General features: G+C 48.5%; 18 protein-coding genes. 10 read left to right on the plus strand and 8 right to left on the minus strand.

Going from position 1 to position 21,166, the window contains the following annotated elements; genetic code table 11:
- Positions 1–41: 41 nt before the first annotated feature.
- Positions 42–1,436, plus strand: a complete 1,395-nt coding sequence (locus tag MKY42_RS03745) for a PLP-dependent aminotransferase family protein (protein ID WP_339848657.1) — start codon at positions 42–44, stop codon at positions 1,434–1,436.
- Between the two features lie 83 nt (positions 1,437–1,519).
- On the opposite strand, the gene MKY42_RS03750 is transcribed toward MKY42_RS03745, so the two are convergent.
- Both MKY42_RS03750 and MKY42_RS03755 read right to left on the minus strand, forming a co-directional pair.
- Positions 1,520–2,839 carry a glutamate-1-semialdehyde 2,1-aminomutase gene (locus MKY42_RS03750; protein WP_339848660.1) on the minus strand — a complete coding sequence of 440 codons (1,320 nt, stop codon included), beginning with the start codon at positions 2,837–2,839 and terminating at the stop codon, positions 1,520–1,522.
- A gap of 81 nt (positions 2,840–2,920) precedes the next feature.
- Entirely contained in the window at positions 2,921–3,964 is a 1,044-nt protein-coding gene (locus MKY42_RS03755) for an LCP family protein (protein ID WP_179261756.1), read from the minus strand.
- Between the two features lie 203 nt (positions 3,965–4,167).
- Between MKY42_RS03755 and MKY42_RS03760 the strand changes: the two genes are divergently transcribed.
- Genes MKY42_RS03760 through bcp form a run of 4 tightly spaced genes read left to right on the plus strand, consistent with a single transcriptional unit; the run spans position 4,168 to position 7,313 of the window.
- Positions 4,168–5,214: an ABC transporter ATP-binding protein gene (locus MKY42_RS03760; protein ID WP_063568167.1), complete on the plus strand. Its 1,047-nt coding sequence runs from the start codon at positions 4,168–4,170 to the stop codon at positions 5,212–5,214.
- A gap of 1 nt (position 5,215) precedes the next feature.
- Positions 5,216–6,010: an ABC-2 family transporter protein gene (locus MKY42_RS03765; RefSeq protein ID WP_053779604.1), complete on the plus strand. Its 795-nt coding sequence runs from the start codon at positions 5,216–5,218 to the stop codon at positions 6,008–6,010.
- Between the two features lie 13 nt (positions 6,011–6,023).
- The gene (locus MKY42_RS03770; RefSeq protein WP_175382219.1) at positions 6,024–6,800 is read left to right on the plus strand and encodes an ABC-2 family transporter protein; all 777 of its coding nucleotides are present in this window, start codon (positions 6,024–6,026) and stop codon (positions 6,798–6,800) included.
- 48 nt (positions 6,801–6,848) lie between these two features.
- Positions 6,849–7,313, plus strand: coding sequence for a thioredoxin-dependent thiol peroxidase (bcp, locus tag MKY42_RS03775; protein ID WP_339848669.1), 465 nt, complete (start codon positions 6,849–6,851; stop codon positions 7,311–7,313).
- 93 nt (positions 7,314–7,406) lie between these two features.
- Here the strand turns inward: bcp and MKY42_RS03780 are convergent, their stop codons facing one another.
- From MKY42_RS03780 to MKY42_RS03800, 5 genes are read right to left on the minus strand one after another with little or no spacing between them, the layout of a single operon-like run.
- Entirely contained in the window at positions 7,407–8,531 is a 1,125-nt protein-coding gene (locus MKY42_RS03780) for an endospore germination permease (RefSeq protein WP_339848672.1), read from the minus strand.
- Positions 8,532–8,576: 45 nt separating this feature from the next.
- Positions 8,577–9,683: an endospore germination permease gene (locus MKY42_RS03785; RefSeq protein ID WP_090904324.1), complete on the minus strand. Its 1,107-nt coding sequence runs from the start codon at positions 9,681–9,683 to the stop codon at positions 8,577–8,579.
- Positions 9,684–9,703: 20 nt separating this feature from the next.
- Positions 9,704–9,940 carry a hypothetical protein gene (locus MKY42_RS03790; RefSeq protein ID WP_090904325.1) on the minus strand — a complete coding sequence of 79 codons (237 nt, stop codon included), beginning with the start codon at positions 9,938–9,940 and terminating at the stop codon, positions 9,704–9,706.
- 6 nt (positions 9,941–9,946) lie between these two features.
- Complete coding sequence (locus MKY42_RS03795) at positions 9,947–11,149, minus strand: Ger(x)C family spore germination protein (RefSeq protein WP_090904326.1); 1,203 nt, start codon at positions 11,147–11,149, stop codon at positions 9,947–9,949.
- An 18-nt stretch (positions 11,150–11,167) separates the two neighbouring features.
- Positions 11,168–12,679, minus strand: coding sequence for a spore germination protein (locus MKY42_RS03800; RefSeq protein WP_339848678.1), 1,512 nt, complete (start codon positions 12,677–12,679; stop codon positions 11,168–11,170).
- A gap of 173 nt (positions 12,680–12,852) precedes the next feature.
- Between MKY42_RS03800 and MKY42_RS03805 the strand changes: the two genes are divergently transcribed.
- Positions 12,853–14,163 (plus strand): MFS transporter, encoded by a 1,311-nt coding sequence (locus MKY42_RS03805; protein WP_090904328.1) that lies wholly within the window; start codon positions 12,853–12,855, stop codon positions 14,161–14,163.
- Between the two features lie 147 nt (positions 14,164–14,310).
- On the opposite strand, the gene MKY42_RS03810 is transcribed toward MKY42_RS03805, so the two are convergent.
- Complete coding sequence (locus tag MKY42_RS03810) at positions 14,311–14,955, minus strand: DedA family protein (protein WP_090904329.1); 645 nt, start codon at positions 14,953–14,955, stop codon at positions 14,311–14,313.
- 245 nt (positions 14,956–15,200) lie between these two features.
- Here MKY42_RS03810 and MKY42_RS03815 point away from each other — a divergent pair, with 245 nt between their 5' ends.
- From MKY42_RS03815 to MKY42_RS03830, 4 genes are all read left to right on the plus strand, one after another.
- On the plus strand, positions 15,201–16,472 hold the full coding sequence (locus MKY42_RS03815; protein WP_090904330.1) for a polysaccharide deacetylase: 1,272 nt from the start codon (positions 15,201–15,203) through the stop codon (positions 16,470–16,472).
- A gap of 103 nt (positions 16,473–16,575) precedes the next feature.
- A complete protein-coding gene (locus MKY42_RS03820) occupies positions 16,576–17,565 on the plus strand; it encodes a MoxR family ATPase (protein WP_090904331.1) in 990 nt (329 codons plus the stop codon).
- The gene (locus MKY42_RS03825) at positions 17,562–18,788 is read left to right on the plus strand and encodes a DUF58 domain-containing protein (protein WP_339848683.1); all 1,227 of its coding nucleotides are present in this window, start codon (positions 17,562–17,564) and stop codon (positions 18,786–18,788) included. Before MKY42_RS03820 ends, MKY42_RS03825 begins: the two co-directional genes overlap by 4 nt.
- The gene (locus MKY42_RS03830; protein ID WP_339848686.1) at positions 18,775–21,138 is read left to right on the plus strand and encodes a transglutaminase domain-containing protein; all 2,364 of its coding nucleotides are present in this window, start codon (positions 18,775–18,777) and stop codon (positions 21,136–21,138) included. The genes MKY42_RS03825 and MKY42_RS03830 overlap by 14 nt, the downstream gene beginning before the upstream one ends.
- The last annotated feature ends 28 nt before the right edge of the window (positions 21,139–21,166 follow it).

Below are 21,166 nucleotides of genomic sequence, written 5' to 3' on the forward strand. Positions count from 1 at the left end.
CACTTAAGGCAATGCTGAAGTCGGAGGAGAGGCAGAATCCAATGAGAAAATACGAGATTATCGCCGAATCACTGAAGGAATGGATTCAGGACCAATTGCGGCAGCAGAACAGTGGACAATGGCAGGATAAAGGCATCAAACTGCCGGCTGTACGTGTTCTGGCTGAGCAATATCAATGTAGTGTGAGTACAGCCATACGCGCGTACGAGTGGCTGGAGGAGCGGCATCTGGTCTACGCGGTGCCCCAGTCCGGGTATTATGCGGTTCAGAATGGAGCCGAGGTGGAGGATGGAGAGTGGCAGGGGCCGCTGGATTTTGCCTCCGCAGCTCCTGATCCGCGAGTGTTCCCGTATTCCGATTTTCGCCATTGTGTGGATGAGGCAATGGCGAAGAAACAGGCCGACCTGTTCTTGTACGGAACGGAGAGAGGCTTGCCTTCCTTGATTGAATTGCTGGAGAAGCAATTCGCCGATTATCAGGTGTTTGCCCGGCAGGAACAGTTCTTTATTACGTCAGGGGTACAGCAGGCCCTTGCTGTGCTGGCGCTAATGCCTTTTCCGAATGGGAAAAAGCAGGTGATGCTGGAACTGCCGGGTTATCATAATATGCCTTCGCTTCTACAAGGACTGAATGTACCGATTGCTGGTGTGAGACGCTCGCTGGATGGCCTGGATTGGGAGGCGCTCGAACGACAGTTCCGCGAAGGAGACATCAAATTTTTTTATGTCATGCCGCGTTTTCACAACCCGATTGGGACTTCCCTGACGGCAGCTGAGAAGAAAAAATTGATCCGCCTGGCGCAGCGTTACGATGTCTATCTGGTAGAGGACGATTTCTTGGCTGATCTGGAAGAGAACACAAAGCAGGACCCGTTATGGTCGTATGATACGGAAGGGCGAGTCATTTATCTGAAAAGTTACTCCAAAATCCTGTTTCCCGGCCTGCGGATTGGCGTGGCTATTCTGCCTGCAAGTCTTACTGCATCATTTAATAAATACAAAAAAATGCTCGACATTGACACAGCGGTATTGTCTCAGGCAGCACTTGAGGTCTACATCCGTAACGGGATGTTTGCTCACCATGGCAAAGTCATCCGCAGCCGCTATGCTGCCCGGATGAACAAATTGTATGAACAGCTTAATGCCTTCCCGGACTTCAGTCCATTTGTGAAAGCACCGCGCACAGGAGGGGAGCATACGGTTCTGCCACTGCCTAAGGATATGCCGCTCAGGGTCTTGCTGTCCCGGTTGGATCAACGGGGAGTCATTGCCGATACAACAGAACGATATTATCCGGAAGGTGCACAGGAGATACATCAGGATAAAATGCTGCGGTTAAACATATCCAATGTTCCAAAGCAGCGGATCAAGGAAGGGCTGCGGATTATCCGTGAGGAAATAGCAAAATTGCAAAAGGCGTCCACACCAGCGGATTAATCGCTTGGGGGACGCCTTATTTCATCAGGTAAATTTCAATAATGCCTGCTATGATGCGATATGTGAATGGTTTAGATAACCGTTTACGCCTGAGCCATAGCTTTGAAGGAAGCTTCTGCGGCTTCGAGTGTTTCCGCAACATCCTTGTCCGTATGTGCAGTGGTCAGGAACCAGGCTTCATATTTAGAAGGAGCCAGATTAATGCCACGATTTAACATATGACGGAAGAAGGAAGCGAACTGTTCACCATCGGTGTCCTGGGCTTGATCATAGTTCGTAATCGGATGGTCACAGAAGTGAGTGGAAAAGGCACCACGAATTCGGTTAATGGTTAACGCAATGCCATGACGATCCGCAGAAGCCTGAAGGCCTGTTGTCAGATCAATGGCTAGACGTTCCATCTCCGCATATACACCTTCGCCTTGCAGAACCTCCAGACAAGCGATACCCGCAGAGATAGACGCAGGGTTACCAGCCATCGTTCCGGCTTGATAGGCAGGGCCGAGTGGAGCAACCTGCTCCATGACCTGTTTACGACCGCCGTAAGCACCGATTGGCAGACCGCCGCCAATGATTTTGCCAAGTGCAGTCAGATCCGGTTCGATCTCCGCATGATTGTCCAGTCCCGCGTACGTCTGTGTGGAACCATAGTGGAAACGGAAGGCTGTAATGACCTCATCGTAAATGACAAGCGAGCCATTGTCCCGTGTCATGGCACAGAGTCCTTCCAGGAAGCCGGGTTCTGGCATAACCATACCGAAGTTGCCGACAATCGGTTCAACCATAACTGCGGCGACATCATCGCCCCAACGCTCCAGAGCCGCTTTCAGGCTGTCCAGATCGTTGAACGGTACTGTGATGACTTCGTGGGCAATGCTTGTCGGAATGCCTGCACTATCGGGAATACCCAGCGTGGACGGCCCCGAACCTGCTGCCACAAGGACCAGATCGGAGTGACCATGGTAACATCCGGCGAATTTCACAATTTTATTACGTTTGGTGTAGGCACGGGCAACCCGGATGGTAGTCATGACTGCTTCTGTACCGGAGTTTACAAAACGAACCTTGTCCATGGAAGGAATGGCTTCTTTCAGCATTTTGGCGAGCTTGATCTCAAGCTCAGTAGGTGTACCGTACAGCACACCATTTGCTGCTGCCTCGGTAATCGCCTGGGTAATATGAGGGTGAGCATGTCCTGTAACAATCGGACCGTAGGCCGCGAGATAATCGATATAACGGTTGTCATCGACATCCCAGAAGTGTGCACCGTGTGCCTTTTTCATAAATACAGGTGCACCACCACCCACCGCTTTAAATGAACGGGAGGGGCTGTTGACACCTCCTACAATATGTTGAAGTGCTTCTTCGTATAAAAGCTCGGAACGGGAACGTGATGGATTCATAAGATAACTTCCTTTCATATTAGATCAACAAAACACAGCGAGAGGGCAGCATATGGGCTGCCCTCTGCGTGTTGCACTTCATTACTGTGCAGGTTGCTTGGAGTCTTGTTCGTCACCACTTGCCGTTTTGTCTTCGGCTCCGGTAGTACTGCCTTCTTCTTGAACAGGAGGATGAATGATATCTTGAATATATTGCTTGAGTTTTTCCTCGTTGGTTACCGACAGCACCTCAGCTCCACCAGGTGTACGTTCTTCCTTGAGCATTTTCATTGGCGGAATTTGCTCGCTGCCGTTCATGCTGCTCTGATATCCAAGTCCGCCCAGTTTCCACATATCGGAGAGGGTCAGATTGGTATCTACATAAGGATTTACTTCTTCCAGAATGGAAGGTAGTTTGGCAATCGTTGTTGTTGACTGCATTTTCGCTGCTACAGCTTTCAGGAACTCGCGCTGCCGCTCAGAGCGGGCATAATCCGACATGGCATCATGACGGAATCGAACGTACATGAGAGCTGTATTACCGTCCAAATGCTGGTAGCCTTTTTTTAGATCAATATCGTATTCATTATTGTCCGCTTTACTTGTATAGTGCATGTCCTTCTCTACGTCAAAATCCACACCGCCAACGGCATCCACCAATTTGATGAATCCTTGGAAATCGGTATACACATAATACTGGACAGGGATACCCAGCAGGTCTCCGGCAGCTTTCATTGCCACGTTGGGACCATGGGTAATGGCAGTATTGATGCGTTCCTTGCCATATCCGTCAATGTTGACGTATGTGTCACGCAGAATGGAGAATAGATTAATTTTTTTGGTGAGTGGGTCAAGCGAAACGACCATCATGCTGTCAGAACGAGGGACTTCCCCCTTCTCCAGCCCGCGGGCATCCACACCCATAACGAGAATATTTACCGTCTCGGTGCCTTCCCATTTCGGAGGATCCGGTGTACTTACTTTTTCAACATTTTCGATACCGGCAAACGGCGATTCATCGCCTTCCTTTTGCAAGCCATTCAACTGATTGAGAATAGAACCGAAATAAAATGCCGCAGCGCCTCCAACAATCAGCACGAAGGCGGCAAGAGAAATCCAAATGGTTCTCTTCGTCTTTCTGGTCATGCTAGCTCTCCTTTGTATTCAAAATAAATGAAAATGAGTCCAATTTGATCTAGCCGGGGCTTTCCGTACACGACCTATCTGTGAGATGCAACAGAGGACGCAGCCTCAGACTATTTTTAAAGCTTGCTGAATTTTGACTGATACTATTATAATTTCTTTTTGGGCTACAAGCAATTTCAACAAAATCCAAGTGAGGTATAATCATGCTGGCGATTGATGTCAAAGATTTACGCAAGTCGTTTAGCGTCCAGAAAAGTCGAGGAGGGCTTAAGGGCGCATTCCAGGATCTGTTTGCACGTCAATACCAGGAGGTCTTGGCTGTAAATGATATTTCATTTCAAATTCCGCAAGGCGAAATATGCGGATATATTGGGGAGAACGGTGCCGGTAAATCAACAACAATTAAGATGTTGACCGGCATTTTGGTGCCTACTTCAGGGCAAATATCGGTTGGTGGATATGTTCCGTATCAGGAACGTGAAAAGTTTGTGCAGAATATTGGTGTCGTATTCGGTCAACGCAGCCAGCTCTGGTGGGATATCGGAGTCATTGAATCCTTCCATCTGCTGCGCAAGGTGTATCGAGTAGGCGAGGTCGATTTCCGCAAACGTCTGGATGAATTAGTGGAGCGGTTGCAGCTTCAGGATCTGCTGAACCGTCCGGTGCGTAAGCTCAGTCTTGGACAGCGTATGCGCTGTGAGCTGGTCGCTGCGCTGCTGCACAATCCGGATATTGTGTTTCTGGATGAGCCAACCATTGGTCTGGATATTGTGGTGAAGTCGGAAATCCGCGAATTCCTGAAAGACATGAATAAGGAACATGGAACAACCATTTTGCTGACAACCCACGATCTGCAGGACATCGAAGCTTTATGTTCAAGAGTTATTATGCTCGATGCGGGCAATATCATTTATGATGGCGGGTTGGATCATCTAAAATCCCAGTGGGGCAAAGAACGGGAAATCCGGTTCAAGTTTGGTACGGCTCACCCTATGGAACAAATGCTGGAATGGACAGCTGCGCTTCCTGTTCGCTGGACGGTGGAGAACGAGCTGTCCGCCTCGGTCTGGATTCCACTTGAACTCAACGTGTCTGATGTGCTGGGACGTGTCGTTGGACAGGCAGATATTACCGATATTCAGATTATTGAGATTAACACGGATGAGATTGTGCGCAGTATTTACCAATCCGGTTCCGCCGAGCGTCCCGAGATTGTGGGCGCAAAGAACGAAGCGGTGGGTGTATCCTAACATGAATAGTGCATTTTTTGATTTTATGCGCATCCGGTTCCTGACGATGCTTGCATACCGGGTGAATTATTATTCCGGCATTTTGATATATACGCTGAATATCGGCGTGTATTACTTTACGTGGCAAGCCATTTATGGCAGTAGTGGTGAACTGGGCGGTTTTACGGCAGCTCAGATGACAACATATGTGGCGGTATCGTGGATGGCGCGTGCATTTTATTTTAACAACCTGGACCGGGAAATAGCCGCAGACATTCGGGATGGCTCCATTGCCATTCAATTTATAAGACCGATCAACTATGTCATGGTCAAAATGATGCAGGGGCTGGGCGAAGGTATTTTCCGTTTCCTGCTGCTCATGATTCCTGGAATGCTCATTGCCATTCTGTTGTTCCCGGTTGAACTGCCAACAGCGCCGTCCGCATGGATTGGCTTTCTGGTCATGCTGTTCTTCAGTTTCCTCATTAACTCCCAGATTAATGTCATTACGGGACTGGCCGCATTTTTTGTGGAAAACAATGAAGGTATGATGCGCATGAAACGCGTTGTGGTTGATCTGTTCTCCGGTCTGATCATTCCAATCAGCCTCTATCCGGGCTGGATGTCTGCAGTGATGAAAGTATTGCCTTTTCAGGCCATTACGTATCTGCCTGGCTCGGTTTTCACCGGAAGAGTGGAAGGCACAGGCATCTGGAGCGTACTCGGCATTCAGGTGTTCTGGTTTGTCATATTGCTCATTCCGATGATGCTGATCTGGCGTCAGGCGCGCAAGCGTCTGTTCGTGCAAGGAGGATAACAGAGTGTACTATATGGGTCTGATCTGGGAATATTTAAAAAATTACATGAAAACACGTCTCACGTACCGCGCTGATTTTTGGGTCGAGATCCTTTCGGATTTGCTGTTCCAGGCAACCAATCTGATCTTTATCTTTGTGGTATTCCGGCATACGGATAATTTGGGCGGCTGGAGTGAGAGTGAAGTCCTTTTTGTTTATGGATATTTTATGGTGCCTTACGGCATCTTCAGTTGTTTTATCAATCTGTGGGGGTTCAGTGAACGGTATATTGTCAAAGGCGAGATGGATCGCATATTAACACGACCTGCGCATAACCTGTTCCAGATTTTACTCGAAAATGTGGACCCGCCTGCACTTGTTGGTTCGTTTATCGGTCTGATCATTATGGTCATCAGCGGTGCGGAGATGGGGCTTGTGCTGGAGTGGTGGCATATTCCGGCCCTCATTATTCTTACTCTTAGTTCAGTGTTAATCTATGCAGGAATTTATATCACCTTGACGTCTCTGTCCTTTTATTCGGACGCGCCTACAGGTATCCTGCCATTAATGTACAACATTCAAGGATATGGACGTTATCCGGTAACCATCTATAACCGCGCAATTCAGGTCCTGTTAACGTGGGTCATTCCATTTGCCTTCGTGGGTATTTATCCGGCAGCCCTGTTTCTGGAACGATCCGAAATGCATCGTATGGCGATGCTGACACCTGTGATGGGATTGGTGTTTGGCTCCATCGGTCTTCTGCTATGGAATTATGGTGTGAAGAAGTATCGCGGAGCGGGTTCATAAGAGAAGACCTTTGTGAAAGGTAATAGACGAGATTCAGGAGGTAATGAGATGACATTAACCGAAGGCGAACTGGCACCAGACTTTGAACTTCCGTCCAGTACGGGAGAGACGGTGAAGCTCTCGAATTATCGCGGACAGCGGGTGCTCATATATTTTTACCCGAAAGATATGACTTCTTCCTGCACACAGCAGGCATGTGATTTTCGTGATCGTCATGAGGAGTTCAAGGGGTTAAATACAGTTATTCTGGGCATTAGTATTGATCCGATGAAGCAGCACGACAAATTTATTGCCAAATATGGATTGCCATTCATTCTGTTATCCGACGAAGAACATCAGGTTGCCGAGCAATACGGCGTATGGCAGCTCAAAAAGATGTATGGCAAGGAATACATGGGCATGGTACGCTCCACGTTTCTCATTGATGAAGAGGGTGTTCTGCTGAAGTCGTGGTTGAAGGTGCGAGTTAAAGGACATATTGAGGCAGCACTTGAGGCTTTACAGCAACTTTAGGAAGGTAAACTTGTCTGCTCTCTATACATCGAATAAATGTTCACTTCATAATAAAGGCTGTGTTCGCGGATTATACCGTGAAGCACAGCCTTTTTATGTGGGCAAGCGTTCTGGATGAGTCTGATTTTTTTTGTTCTTGCCAAAGCGAATACGATGAACAAGTAGCAGAAACAGAGGAATAATAAAACTGCAAGTAATGTCCCAATCCACCCATGCAGGCATGATGGTTTCGATATAAAAAATGACATTGGGGGAAATCAGGATGCTCAGTGCAAACATAAGCAAAGATGAAGGGAGAATGAGTGGCTTGTATGTTTTCAACCGAAATAGATGAGCTAGTCCGATAACAAAAGCGAACATGTACAGCAGGCTTTTGAAATAGGTCGCAATTAACCAGGCAGTAGCCATGAAGGCTTCAATACGCTCAAAGAAGTTGCCGATATTAATTTTTTGGGACAGGGTATACGAAATGAAAATGTTATGCTGGGTTAGGAAAGGTCCCACAACCATAATGGAAAACAATAGCAGTACACATAGAAGCAGACCTCCACAGAAAGTGGCAAGCAAGAGGTCTCGTTTAAGGTGTGGCCCTGACATTACATAAGGAAGAATCATGGTAAGCACAAGCAGCTCTCCGAAGGAGGTGAATGATCCTCGAATAACGGTTTCAATCAAATGCACCCAACTTATGCTCAGAAATGGTTTCAAATGCGAGGCGTCTAATTTGGGCATTAACCCCATAAACAGGAAGGCCATAAAAAAAACAACAATGGGGGTTAATAGTTCACTGGTTGCTCCCATGGTATTTAACCCTTTCATTAGGCCCCAGGTTAGGGAACACATGAGCATAATCAAAATGACACGGATGGGGGTTTGGAGATAGATCTGGGTCGTCATGAAGTCTCCAACCTCACGGATACAGATGGCAGCGCCTATTGCGAAATAGAACAGGTAACCAGCAGACAATACTGATCCCGTCCATGGACCAAGCAATTTCTTGCAAATTTCGATTAAAGATAGTTCAGGGAATGTTTGGTGCAGCTTGTACAAAATCCATATAATAAACAGACCGATGGGCTGGCTGAGGAAAGAGCATATCCATGCGTCCTGTTTGCCCAAGGTTGTGACTAACGAAGGATAGATCAGAATCATATCCCCAACCATGACAAGAAAGGTAAGCAGGGCAAATTGCCGAATGGTTACTTTTTCTTTTGGCATGGTCTCCAGCCTCCTTCCTGACATAGTAGAACTCCAGGCATTACCTTATCCCGAAGGTTTGTTTTTCCAGCGCTTTTTGAGCATGTGCACCAACAGTAACAGTCCCGGCAATATAATGCTCAATGTGGTATCCCAATCTACCCAATACGGAACGACCGTAATGACGATGAAGGTCAAATTGGGCGAGACCAGATTGGCAAGACCAAATATCAGAAATGTTGCTGGCAGAATAAGTACGCGATACTGCTTGAGCTTAAATAGTTCGGCACATCCCACAATAAATGCGTACATATACACCATTGCTTTAACATACGTGGAGATGAGCCAGGAAGAAGCCATAATGGCTTCAATACGCTCAAAGAAACCACCGATGTTAATCTTCTGAGATAAAATAAAGGAAGCATAGATGTTGTGCTGGGTAAGGAAAGCACCTAGAACAAGCAGAGAGATAGTAACCAATATTGCCAGCAACAAGTTGCCAAGTCCTGCCGCAACAAGAACATCCCGAGTTCGGTGAGCTTGTTTTATCGTATAGGGAACAATCATCATAATGGGGACCAGCTCACCTACCGGATATATGATACTGATGAGAATACCCTGCAGGATGGGAACGACGCCGGTATCTGTTGCAGGCTTCAAATTGCTGGGATCAACCTGAGGGAGCAGACAGAATGCAAGGACGAGAATAAACACGATCAGAATAGGCATCAGCAGTTCACTGCTTCTCCCCATCGTTTCCAATCCATGGTACAATCCCCAGCCAACTGTAATGACAAACATCAGAATGATGACGCGAATGGGGGTGTACTGAAAGATTTGGGAGGTGAGGAAATCTCCGACCTCTCGGGTGTGCGTGGAGGCACCTATTACAAAAAAGAAAAGATAAAATCCGGATACAAGACTGCCTGGCCAAAATCCCAGAATGCTTCGTGAAATCTGAATCAGATTTTCCTCCGGATACAGATTGCACAGCTTTAAAAACATGAGAATGAGGGCCATTCCCAGTGGAACCCCGATAAGAGCACATATCCAGGCATCTTGTTTGGCATAGGATGTGATGACCGAGGGATAGATGAGCATCATATCCCCCACCACCATCATAAAAATGAGGATGGACAATTGTCTTGTTCCGATGCGACCCTGCTCAAGCATAATGTCCCCTCCTTTTTTCCCTAAGTGCCAGTCAAGTGTGCCAGAAATTGATTTACAGGTTCATAGATCCATATGATGAGATAAAGTGGGCTGGGAATTTCCCACAAGTTTGCCGCAAAGACACTTAGAATGGTAGCTAAGAGCAGTAAGGCACTGTAAACAGCTGTTTCTTTCCATTCCTTGCGACGTATTAGACCCGGCACATCAAACCATCCAATGACCCCTGCGGTCACAATGACACTAAGTGTAAGTAACACCCTGTCTCACTCCCTAATTTGATCTTTGAACGAATCATCCAGTGTGCCTACACGTTTGATTTGTACATTGACATCGTAATGGACATCCAGATTTTCCAAATAACTATCCCATTCCTTCTCCACTTTTTTAAAGAACTTTGGATCAGCATGGTAAACCTCTTGCCCGAATCCGAAAATATCAACGTGAAACTTGCGCTGGACCGATTTAATGGATTTTTGCATCAATTCCACAAGCCGTTCCTCACTGTCCCGTTCGAGTTCCTTGAGTACTTTCATTGAACCAATTTTGATTCCGCATTCCACGGCACCTATGGAAGTTACATTTTTGATTTTAATGTTGATTAAAGGGTGATCTGCCACGACTTTTGCTTTCCGTTTGGTCGTTGTACGAAGTGTTTTGAAGGTCACATTTCCACCTTTGCGACAAGGCAGATGGCTGATGGTGGATACCACATTGTTTCTGATGTAGTTGTATCCCTTGGACTCATCCTCCGTTAGCCACCCTATCAGTTTGTCTCCTTTGAACACGGATAGTCCGGTAGAATTAAGGCTGGCAGGAGACTTAATGGTTGAGATGTTAGCTTGACTTCCACTTTTCTCCGATTGACCAACAACCTCTACACCGGTAATTACAGGCTGTATTCCAGGAGCCAAAATATATTCCATTAATTGATCTCCGGTTACGGTTGTTGTGGGTGACCACGTTTTGGTCGAGACATCCAGTGAATTAAACATCTTTTCCGCAGGGATGTTCTCAAGTGGCGTTAATACGTCAAGCACTTTGGACGCCGTTGTATTTCGTGCAACCATGACGTAATAGTCAGGACGAACCGTAGGCTCACGCATTAATGCTTCTGTGATATCATAAATGCCTACTTTGCGAGCATACTCCTCGCCAATGACCATTATGCGGATATGTGCCATGAATATACGACGGGGGCTAGACTCCGTTAGCTTTTGAATAGCTTCAAATAAGGTAGGCGCAGAAGCCTGATACTGAGTTACAGGCGTTCCTTTACCTCCCCCGGACTTGGAGGATACTTCATTGGGAACAACAACCTGGGCACTCACCTTGATCATATCGCCATCCTTGTCCACACCCAGTCCCAGCATAATGCCGAGTTCATTGAGTTCCTGTCGATCCCAGCATCCGGTAAGGAGAGGGAGCAGAACGACAAAAGATAGTATTAATTGGAACCATTTGTTCATACGCGTTCTCCTTACCGATTATCGCTTCGTTTTTTTGTTCGCTTGTCTAGTTTCGTTCGGAGTTCCGGTAGAGATCGGACGGGTTTTCATCCGGGTCCAAGGCACGCGGAAAATGGTATCTTTGAGATCTTTACCGATGTAAGGCGCGAACGGGGACATGTAAGACACCCCAAAAGATCTTAAACTGCATAGATGGGTTACCGTAATTAGCAGAACCATCAGAATGCCATAGAAACCAAAGGCAGCAGCCAGAATCATCAGGACAAAACGTAGAATCCGTACAGAAATGGAGAGGCCATTTTCCGGAATAACATAACTGGATATCGCTGTAATGGATACGATAATTACCATGGCAGCCGATACAACGCCTGCATCTACTGCGGCTTGACCAATAACAAGGGTTCCTACAATGGAAACGGCCTGACCGACGGTCTTCGGAATCCGGATACCCGCCTCCCGCAAAATTTCATAGGTCAGCTCCATTAAGATGGCTTCAATGAATGCCGGGAATGGTACACCTTCACGCTGTGCTGCCAAACTGATTAACAGGTTGGTAGGCAGCATTTCCTGGTGAAAGGTAGTGATGGCAATATAGAAGGATGGAGCGAGCAGCGCGATAAAGAAGGCCAGATAACGAATCATTCGAATCAATGAGCTAATATCGGCTCGCTGATAGTAATCCTCGGGAGACTGAAAGAAATGTACAAACAAGGCTGGGACAAGCAGTACGAAAGGCGTGCCGTCCACAATGATCGCGACCCTGCCTTCTAGCAGTGCAGCACATACGGCGTCTGGTCGCTCACTGTTATAGACCGTAGGGAAGATTGTACCTGTTTTGTCCTGCACGAGTTCCTCGATATATCCGCTTTCCAGAATAGCGTCAATGTCAATCTCATCAAGTCTGCGCCGCAGTTCTTTTACAACCTCTTGATCGACGATATGCTCCAGATATACAACGGCTATCCTGGTGTTCGTGACTCGGCCAATCTCCCTTTCCTCAATCCAGAGATGAGGGTCTCGAATTCGTTTGCGGATCAAGCCTGTATTCGTACGCAAATTTTCATTAAATCCCTCCATGGGACCGCGAACAACCGTTTGGGAAATCGGTTCACCGACGGCGCGGTCTTCCCAGCCTGCTGCTGCAATTTTTAGGCCCTGATTGGAACCTTCTAGGAGCACTACGGCAAAGCCCGCCAGAAGGGCATCAAGAATGTCTTTCATTTCGTTGATTAATATCACATTGCTGGCTGCCAGCACGTCATTCTGGAGATAAATCAGATGCTCGTTATCCTCCGAAAAGTCAGGCAGTTCACGGGTTTGTAACAAGGATTCAAGGATGGAATGATTAATAATCTGCACATCCACCATTCCATCGATGTACAACATGACAGAAGGCCATTTGTGCAGGCATTGCAGTGGACGAACCATCAAGTCTTTGCTATTCCCCATCACTTGGTTGCAGTAATCTATATTTTCCGTAAGATTCGGAGATATTTTCTGATCCTGACTGCTCTGCGATGCTGTACTCATTCCTTCACCCCTTATACACCCTATATTTGCAAATTAGTATGACCTGGATGAATCAGGATTATCACAAAAGTGTTATTGAATCGCACAAAATAAAAAAAGAACATTGTCAATCCTTATAAATTAGAATAATATCTAATTAGATTTATATCTAATATTAGAGAAGAGGATTTGTCATGTGGTATAGATCTTCCATTCTGGTTCTACTACAAAAAGAATCGGAGTACCGCAAGTTCTTTGTTGCGGGCTTAGTGAACGGCATAGGTGACCGTTTCTGTCAGGTCGCGATGCTTTCGCTAATTCTCAGCACAACAGGATCTGGACTTGCCGTAGGGCTTGCCCTTGGTCTGCGTGTGCTTCCATTTCTGCTGCTTGCCCCGGCAGGAGGTATGTTAACGATGCGCTTCTCACGGCGAAAGATTATGCTGCTTACCAATCTGATAAGGGTGCCATTTGCTCTGAGTTATTTACTCGTAAATAGTGCAAATGATCTGTGGATTCTATATACAGCGAGTACTTTATTAGCCTGTGCTGAGGCTCTCTATGCGCCGGTCCGCAAATCAGGCATACCACTGCTTGTTCAGCCGGAACATTTGCTCAAAATTAACGGACTTGAACAGGTAATGAACGGTACGGTGCTGATCGTGGGTGCCTTCCTTGGGGGGATCACCTCATCCGTGCTGGGACCGCAGGCTGCATTTATAACCAATGCGCTGTGTTTCCTGGTGGCAGCTGTTATGATCCGTAAAGTCTCGTTTCCATCCGGAATGAGTACTGAATCAAATGGGATGTCACTTGAACATGTGGAGAAAACATCCGCTGCAGCTTCTGGAAATCCTTCAGTGATTACTCGTGCCAATGGTGCAGTTCATGTTCCTTCGGTGATATGGCGGCTGGTTCGATCGTCTGTAGCATTACAGATCATCATCCTGTTTGAGTTATGGGTACCAGTCATTAACGGGATTGATAATGTGTTGATCAGCGTATATGCAATTGAAGTGTTTGCCCTTGGGGATTGGGGTGTAGGTCTGTTCTATGCGGCGCTTGGGACGGGGCTGGTATTAAGCAACTGGTGCTCTCGTTATTTTCAGCATTGGCTGCTTCCGGGAGTAGTAATATGTCTGCTTGTGGAAGGTGGATTGCTTATGCTGCTTAGTATGGCGACTCTGCCAGTGATCGCAGTTCTGATCTATATTCTGCTGGCCCTTATGTCGGGAGTAGGCAATGCTTGTCTGGATACACTGCTGATGCGTGAGACTCCAGAGAAATACCGAGGGCTTATCTATGGTTTGGTAACGGCTTGCAGTAGCAGCATGCTGGGGTTATCCATGTTTGGTGCAGGTTTGTTATTGGAAGTCGTGGAGCCACGGAATCTTGGTTTTGCAGGTGGTTTGGGTTTTGCGGGTATTGCTGTTTTGCTTACAACTTATGGATGGCTAAGGGCGCGTGAGGCTTTTAGGATTAGACGTATAACCAAAAAAACATGAAAAAAAGGAGCCGCAATATGCAGCTCCTTATTAATAATAGAGAGGTTAACCCGGAGATCCCACATCTAATAGGGCAGGAAAACCTCTGCGCTAGATGTGTCTGAAATCAACCACTAATATCATCGATCGTATGTGAGTAATTATTGTTTATTTTTGTCTTTGCCGAATGGCGGCAGGTTTGCGCAACGATCGGGCTGCCCACGCTTTTCGATAACGGTACAGTACGGCTGCAATCAGCAGCAGTCCGATTCCCGCCACGATGTAAGCTGTATATTGATGGGCAAGATGGAACACCGCGTTCCATTGGGGTCCGAATATTTTGCCAATACCCAGGAACAACAACACCCAGAACAGGGCGCCTGAATAGGCATAGAGAGCGAATTTACGAAAGGGAACAGCGGCTATACCCGCGAAATATCCGGTGAAATGTCTCACTCCCGGAATGAAATAACCGATGAAGATCAGGGCATTGCCGTACTTGGCAAACCACTTTTGCGTTTTATCCAGCTTGTCCTGTTTCATCAGAAACCATTTTCCATATCGTGTAATGAACGGCAGACCTGCTTTGGCCCCAATAAAATAAGTGATCGTCATGCCAATCGTCGTTCCCAGAAAAGCAAGGATGGCCAGAATTCCGAAGTCCAGATGTCCCTTGTAGGACAGAAACCCTGCATAGGCCATAGTTGTTTCTCCCGGGAAGGGAAGGGCGATGAATTCCAGCAATAAGCCAAAAAATAAAACGCTGTATCCGTAGGATCCAAACAGATGCTGGACCTTTTCAAGCAATTCCAATAGACTTCACTCTCCTGCAGACAGGGTGGGAGGAGATACGTACTCTCCAAGGCGTTTTGTTCACGATCCTACCTGTCCATTATGCTACCTAATCCGAAGCGAAGAATCAATCACGAGCCATCCCAAATTGTGAAAAATTATAAAACAAAATCGCGTCTTTTTTCAGCGCATCCTCCATATAATTCTAACAAATCTGCTGAAATCTATCAGCAAATTCACTAGAGACGTTGGAGGTTGATTCGTACATGGTAACGCCAATACATACATTATTATCTGGAAAATGGTCTGTGCTAATCCTTCGCATTGTGGTACTGCTGTGTGTATTCGCTGCATCTGCAGGCACAACAACTTACGCTTCCTCTGTATCGGGCTCTGATGCACCCGCCTTCAAAGAAGAGAATACTCAAGACAAGGTAGTCTATTTGAGTTTTGACGACGGACCGGGTAAGCATACCCGTGAAGTATTGGATATTTTGCGCAAGGAGCAGGTTTTAGCCACATTTTTTGTGCTTGGTGAGCAGGCAGAACGTTATCCTGAGATGATCCGTGCGGTTGTAGAAGATGGACATGCTTTGGGCAATCATACGTTTAATCATAATTATGAACAGCTATACAGTGATTTCAAAGTGTTCTGGAAGCAGATCAAACAGACAGAGGCGGTAGTGGAGCGAATTACCGGATTTCGGCCAAATATGGTCCGGGCACCGGGCGGTACCTACGGACATTTTGACCAAAGTTATTTTGATCTGCTGAAATTGGGCGGGTACACCGTTATGGACTGGAACGTAGATAGTGGTGATTCCAAACGGAAGGGTGTTCCGGCTAAAGAAATCTTACACAATGCAACCAAGGTGCCTGCCGGGGCAAGTTCGGTCATTGTACTGATGCATGATGGAGGCGCTCATGCCGAGACGGTAAAAGCACTACCTGGCATTATCAAGTATTACCGTGATCAGGGTTTTCGTTTTGACACGATGAAGGCCTCGGATGAGCCTGTTCAATTCCGTATCAATTCCAATGGTAAATACAAGTCTCGCGAAGCCCCGGGTAAGGAATGGATCGCCGAAAATGTACAGGAGAACAGCAACCTGTGGTTGGCTGGCAAGGAACTGAAGGTGGAAATTGGCTTGGCAGCAGCGACGTTGAAGCAAGGAGAGTTTCGCGTGGAAGATCAGCGGATCATGGTGCCTTTGCGGACCTTTATGAAAAAGTTCGGTGGCAGCGCTCGCTGGAATGCAGAGACCCGAACAGCTACAGCCATATGGAAAGACCGAACCATCCATGCAGACAGCATCCGCGGAGAACTGACAACGAAGCGTGCAGACCAGATGAATGACAGGACGACGGAGGGGATCGTGCAGAGCCAGGGAGGAACGATCTGGGTTCCGCTGCGGGAATTGATGGAGCATATGGGAGTAACCATAGATTCCCTAAAGGCGAATGAAAAAGAATGGATGGTTAAAGCCAGCGTTCCTCTGGCAGCAGCGAACAGCATGTATTTGGATAAATTGATCTGAATAAAGTCGTTCGTGCAGGACTATTCTCTCTACTTCCGGGCAACACTGAATCATAGATTAGTATGGTTCAGGAATGCCGATGGATGGAAGGAGATCAGGAGAAATGTCTTATATCCGAATGGAACATGAACATGCCGTAGAATTGCTGAATAGAGTTATGAAGCGAGTTGAGAGTGTAATCATTGGCAAAAAACAAGAGATTCGTTATGTGTTAACTGCCATGCTTAGTGGAGGTCATGTACTTCTGGAAGATGTTCCGGGTACTGGCAAAACGATGCTGGTTCGCGCCGTCGCTTCTGCGCTGGATTGCTCCATGGGACGAATTCAGTTCACGTCGGACGTGATGCCGGCAGATGTGACGGGCACATCGATGTATCATCCGCATACGGGAGAATTCACGTTTCGGCCAGGACCGGTCATGTCCAATATTGTTCTGGCTGATGAAATCAATCGCGCTTCCCCCCGTACCCAGTCGGCACTTCTGGAAGCGATGGAGGAACGACGCATTACGGTGGATGGCACAACCTATGCTTTGCCGCGCCCATTCTTTTTGCTGGCGACGCAGAATCCGTTGCAGTTTGAGGGCACCTATCGTCTGCCTGAAGCGCAGCTGGATCGTTTTATCATGAAGATCGGACTGGGGTACCCTGATCCGGAGCAGGAAGTCGAACTGTTAACCCGGATGCAAAGCAGAGAACTGCTTGATGAACTTCGTCCAGTCATGCTGGCTGAAGAAGTGGTAGCCATGCAGCGTGAAGTAAAACATGTACATGTGGACCCTGTCGTCAAACAGTATCTGGTTGCTGTTGCCGTTGCCTCCAGAAGTCACCCGGCGGTAAGACTGGGAATCAGTCCGCGTGGGACATTGGCCTGGATGGCTGCTGCACAATCATTTGCTTACCTCCAAGGACGCAGTTATGTCATTCCCGATGATGTGAAAGAGATGGCTGTACCTGTCCTTTCCCATCGCGTTCAATTAAAAGCCCAGAACAGAGCGGAAATCTGGGCACAGGCGCAGGTGATTCAAGAAGCTCTGTCATCGGTCCCTGTACCTGTACAGATGGCGGCACAGGGAAGGGGACGGCGTCAATGACTGTGCTCGGTCAACGGATGTTGGGTGCTGTCCTGGTTGTGGCTTTTGCCTCGTTGTATGTATGGCATGGCGGCAAAGCCGCGCTATTTCTGTCCATTATGGCGGCCTTGATGCTCGCAAGTGCGCTGATTATCCATGTGTTCGGTCCGCGCAATATTCACATTCGCCGGCAAATGTATGCGAATCGGGTTGTGGCAGGTGAAAGAACGCTCGTGGCAGTGGAGCTGAAATTCGACTGTTCGATACCACTGTTATGGATGATTTTGTGTGAGAATACGCCTGCTGGCGTACATCGTAAATTACTATTTCCGGGAACCCGTCGCCAATTTACGTATCAATATGAATTATCGGGTTTGCGCAGAGGCGTATACAGATGGGAGTCAGGCAGATTGCACTGGGGTGATGTTTTCGGGTGGAATACGGTCTCCGCAGAAACGGTGAATCATACCCCGCTCATTGTTGTTCCTCAGGCAGCGGACTGGGGCGGGAATGATCACGGAGAATACTCGGCAATGGGTGAAGATACGCTGTCTGAGCGGAGAAGCAGTCAGGGAAATCGCAGCCCTGAGTTCCGGGAATATCAGCAAGGAGACCCGCTGGGACGTGTTCATTGGAAAAGTACAGCCAAAACGGGTAAGCTTCAGACTTTTTTGCCTGAAACCTCCGATTCTGTCTCACTGGGTATACTGGTCTATGAAGGTGCATCTGGTTATGAAGTGCGGCAGTCAGAGAAGAGGGATACGCCTGCTTTTGAACGTGCGGTACGTGCAGCTGCTCGCTGGATTCATACTGCTGAACGGGATAACATTCCTTATCATCTGTGGACGGAAGGCGGTGGGTCGGGATTTGCTCATCAGGAGAAATGGAAACAGGAACTCCTGCACTCGTCTGAAAACCATGCGTTGGATAAGCTGGCGCAGGCACGAATTGCTACGGCTCAAGCTGCATCTCCGTCGCTTCGCACAGAGATGTTGGATAGAATGGCACTGGGGTCACGAATTGTGATTCTCACTGGCAAAATGGATGACGCATTGGTGGAGTGGGTAATATGTGCAATCCGTTTGGGATTCAAGGTAGAGGTTCAGTTAACAGATCAAACCATTCGTGACATGGGCAATGAAACGCTGGAACAGCTTCGTCAAAGTGGAGTACAGATCCATTGGCTTACGGACAGCGCTTTACCTCCAATGAGAAAGGTGGAGGTAACGGATGTGGGAGCATAATGGAAACGCTCAAGCGAATTCCACTGTGGCTGACAGGGGGCACACCGCCAGTTTCGGATTAGATTCTTTGCACACCATATATAAAGCGGAAACCAGAACATCTGGAGTAGATTTGAAGAGTCATGGCCACAGTTCTGAACCTATCCTTTACAGAATCGGTCTTTCTGTCATTTTGCTTATCTTGTCCCTGGAGTGGATATATCCGGTTACGTCAACGGGTCAGCAGGGCAGTGAACGATTCTTGTCCGTGATGGCAGGATTAACGGGGGCCTTGCTGCTTGCGGGTTTGCTTCGTACCGGCTGGATCACGGGAATACTGATGAGGCTCTTCATTGCTCTAGCCGCATTATGCTTCATGTATGGAAGTAATGACCCTGTCGGTTGGGCGGCTGCCTATCCGGCCACGATTTCTACGGATATGGGCAGTTTCATGAGTACATGGCGGTTTCACTCGATTAGTGTGGAGACAAGAGGTCTGCTCATGATGTGCGGTTGGAGCATGCTGATGGCTTCCGTGCAGTCCCTTGTACTGCTGCGACGAAGTGTGATGCTGTTTGGCAGTGCAACATTGGTCTATTTGCTGCTGCTTGAATCTTTTGCCGGGCTCGATGTATATGCTTCGGTGATACGTTCTGTGTTGTGGATTCTGCTCATTCAGGCCATGCTACAGTTGCTTCGCCTTAATGGCGGGGTCACCACACCGATCTTTAAGCAGAGTCCTTACGGCCGTTGGTTTGCGGTAACGCTTGCGGTGTCGGCAGGTATGGTGCTTTTCTCAGCGATCCCTGGGCAGCTTGCTTCCATTCCTCCACCGGAACGTGTATCCCTTGAGCAGATGGGTGAGCGGCTGGCCCGCTGGGCAGGCTATACACAGCACGGAAGTATTCCTGCCGCAACCGCCGTCACAGGATATAGTACAGCGGATGCACCAATGGGCGCACCTTTGGTGCAGGGAGACACGATCTTTTTTACGGCGAAAAGTCCGGAAGTTACGTATTGGCGGGGCGAGACCCGTTCATATTATAACGGAAGTACCTGGAGTGATCCTGTACAGAGCTTTGAGACGGCAAGTCCATCCGGATTGGTGCGTGCCGATGGTTGGGAGTACCCTGCCTATTGGCAACGTATTCGTCAAACGGTGACGATGAAGCGAGAGTGGAGAGGGCCCAATCCCCTCTTCACAGGTGGAATGCCACTCAATCTTTCGTTCCAGGATAAGAATAGTGATGATCAGAAGAATAAACGTTTACTGCTCTCAAATGAAGACTCCGCCACATTATGGCTCGCGGCTACTTATGACAATCAAACCGTCAAAAGTTATACGGCAGATATCATGATTCCCGTGGCAACACCTGAACAGCTACGCCTTCTGGGGAAGAAGTCCAACATGAAGGATCCGGCGGCAATTCGCAGAACGTATCTGCAGCTACCAACTATGCTTCCCGGACGCGTACAAGCTCTTGCCAAGGAAATCATGCAGGGGAGTGAGACCCGTTATGATGCCGTGCAGGCAGTAAAAACTTACCTTGCTGACCACGCCGAATATACGCTGGATACACGTATGCCCCCACGCGGAACGGATTTTGTGGACGATTTTCTATTCGTTACACGGCAGGGATATTGCAATCATTTCTCGACAGCTATGATTGTGCTGCTGCGTGCAGAGGGCATTCCGGCTCGCTGGGTTAAGGGGTTCGGGCCCGGGGAAGCCGATGCGGATGTCTCCGGGCAATACATTGTGACCCAGGGAGATGCACACTCCTGGGTCGAAGTGTATTTCCCCGGCGCGGGCTGGATGCCGTTCGAGGCTACGCCAGGCTTCACCATGACGCAGGGTGAAGGCCAAGACGCCGCTGCGCTCAGCGGGCAGCAGCCCGTTGCCGTAACCCCGCCGCAGACGGGCGGCGGGGTGGCTCACGCGGGCGCATGGCTGCTCGCCCGCGCTCGGGCCATTGCCGCGCACCCATGGCTCGCGGCAGCCCTTGCGGCAGCGGCGCTGCTATGCGCCGCTGGGGCCATCCGCCTGCGGCGGCTTCGCCCCGCGCTGCGGCTAAGGCTGCTGCTGGCGTGGCCGCGCAGCAGCTTTCCGGACCGCGAGCGGCTGCTCAGTGCCGCCGCTCCGGTCTGGGCCGCGCTCGCGCGCCGCTACGGCCCGCGGCCGCCGGGAATGACGCTGCGTGAATATGCAGCGTCACCCGCCGTGGCCGCAGGCGCGGACGGCGCGGACATCGCGCGGTTCGCAGCCGACTGGGAACGGCTGCTGTACGGGCCGGACCGTCCGCTTCGCGCGGACAGTCTGGACTTCCTGCGCCGGGCACTTCAACTGGCCCGGCGCCTGCAGGCGCTGTAACACGAAGTACAGCGCAGCAATAACATAG

Source organism: Paenibacillus sp. FSL W7-1088 (assembly GCF_037969855.1).
Classification (GTDB): Bacteria; Bacillota; Bacilli; order Paenibacillales; family Paenibacillaceae; genus Paenibacillus.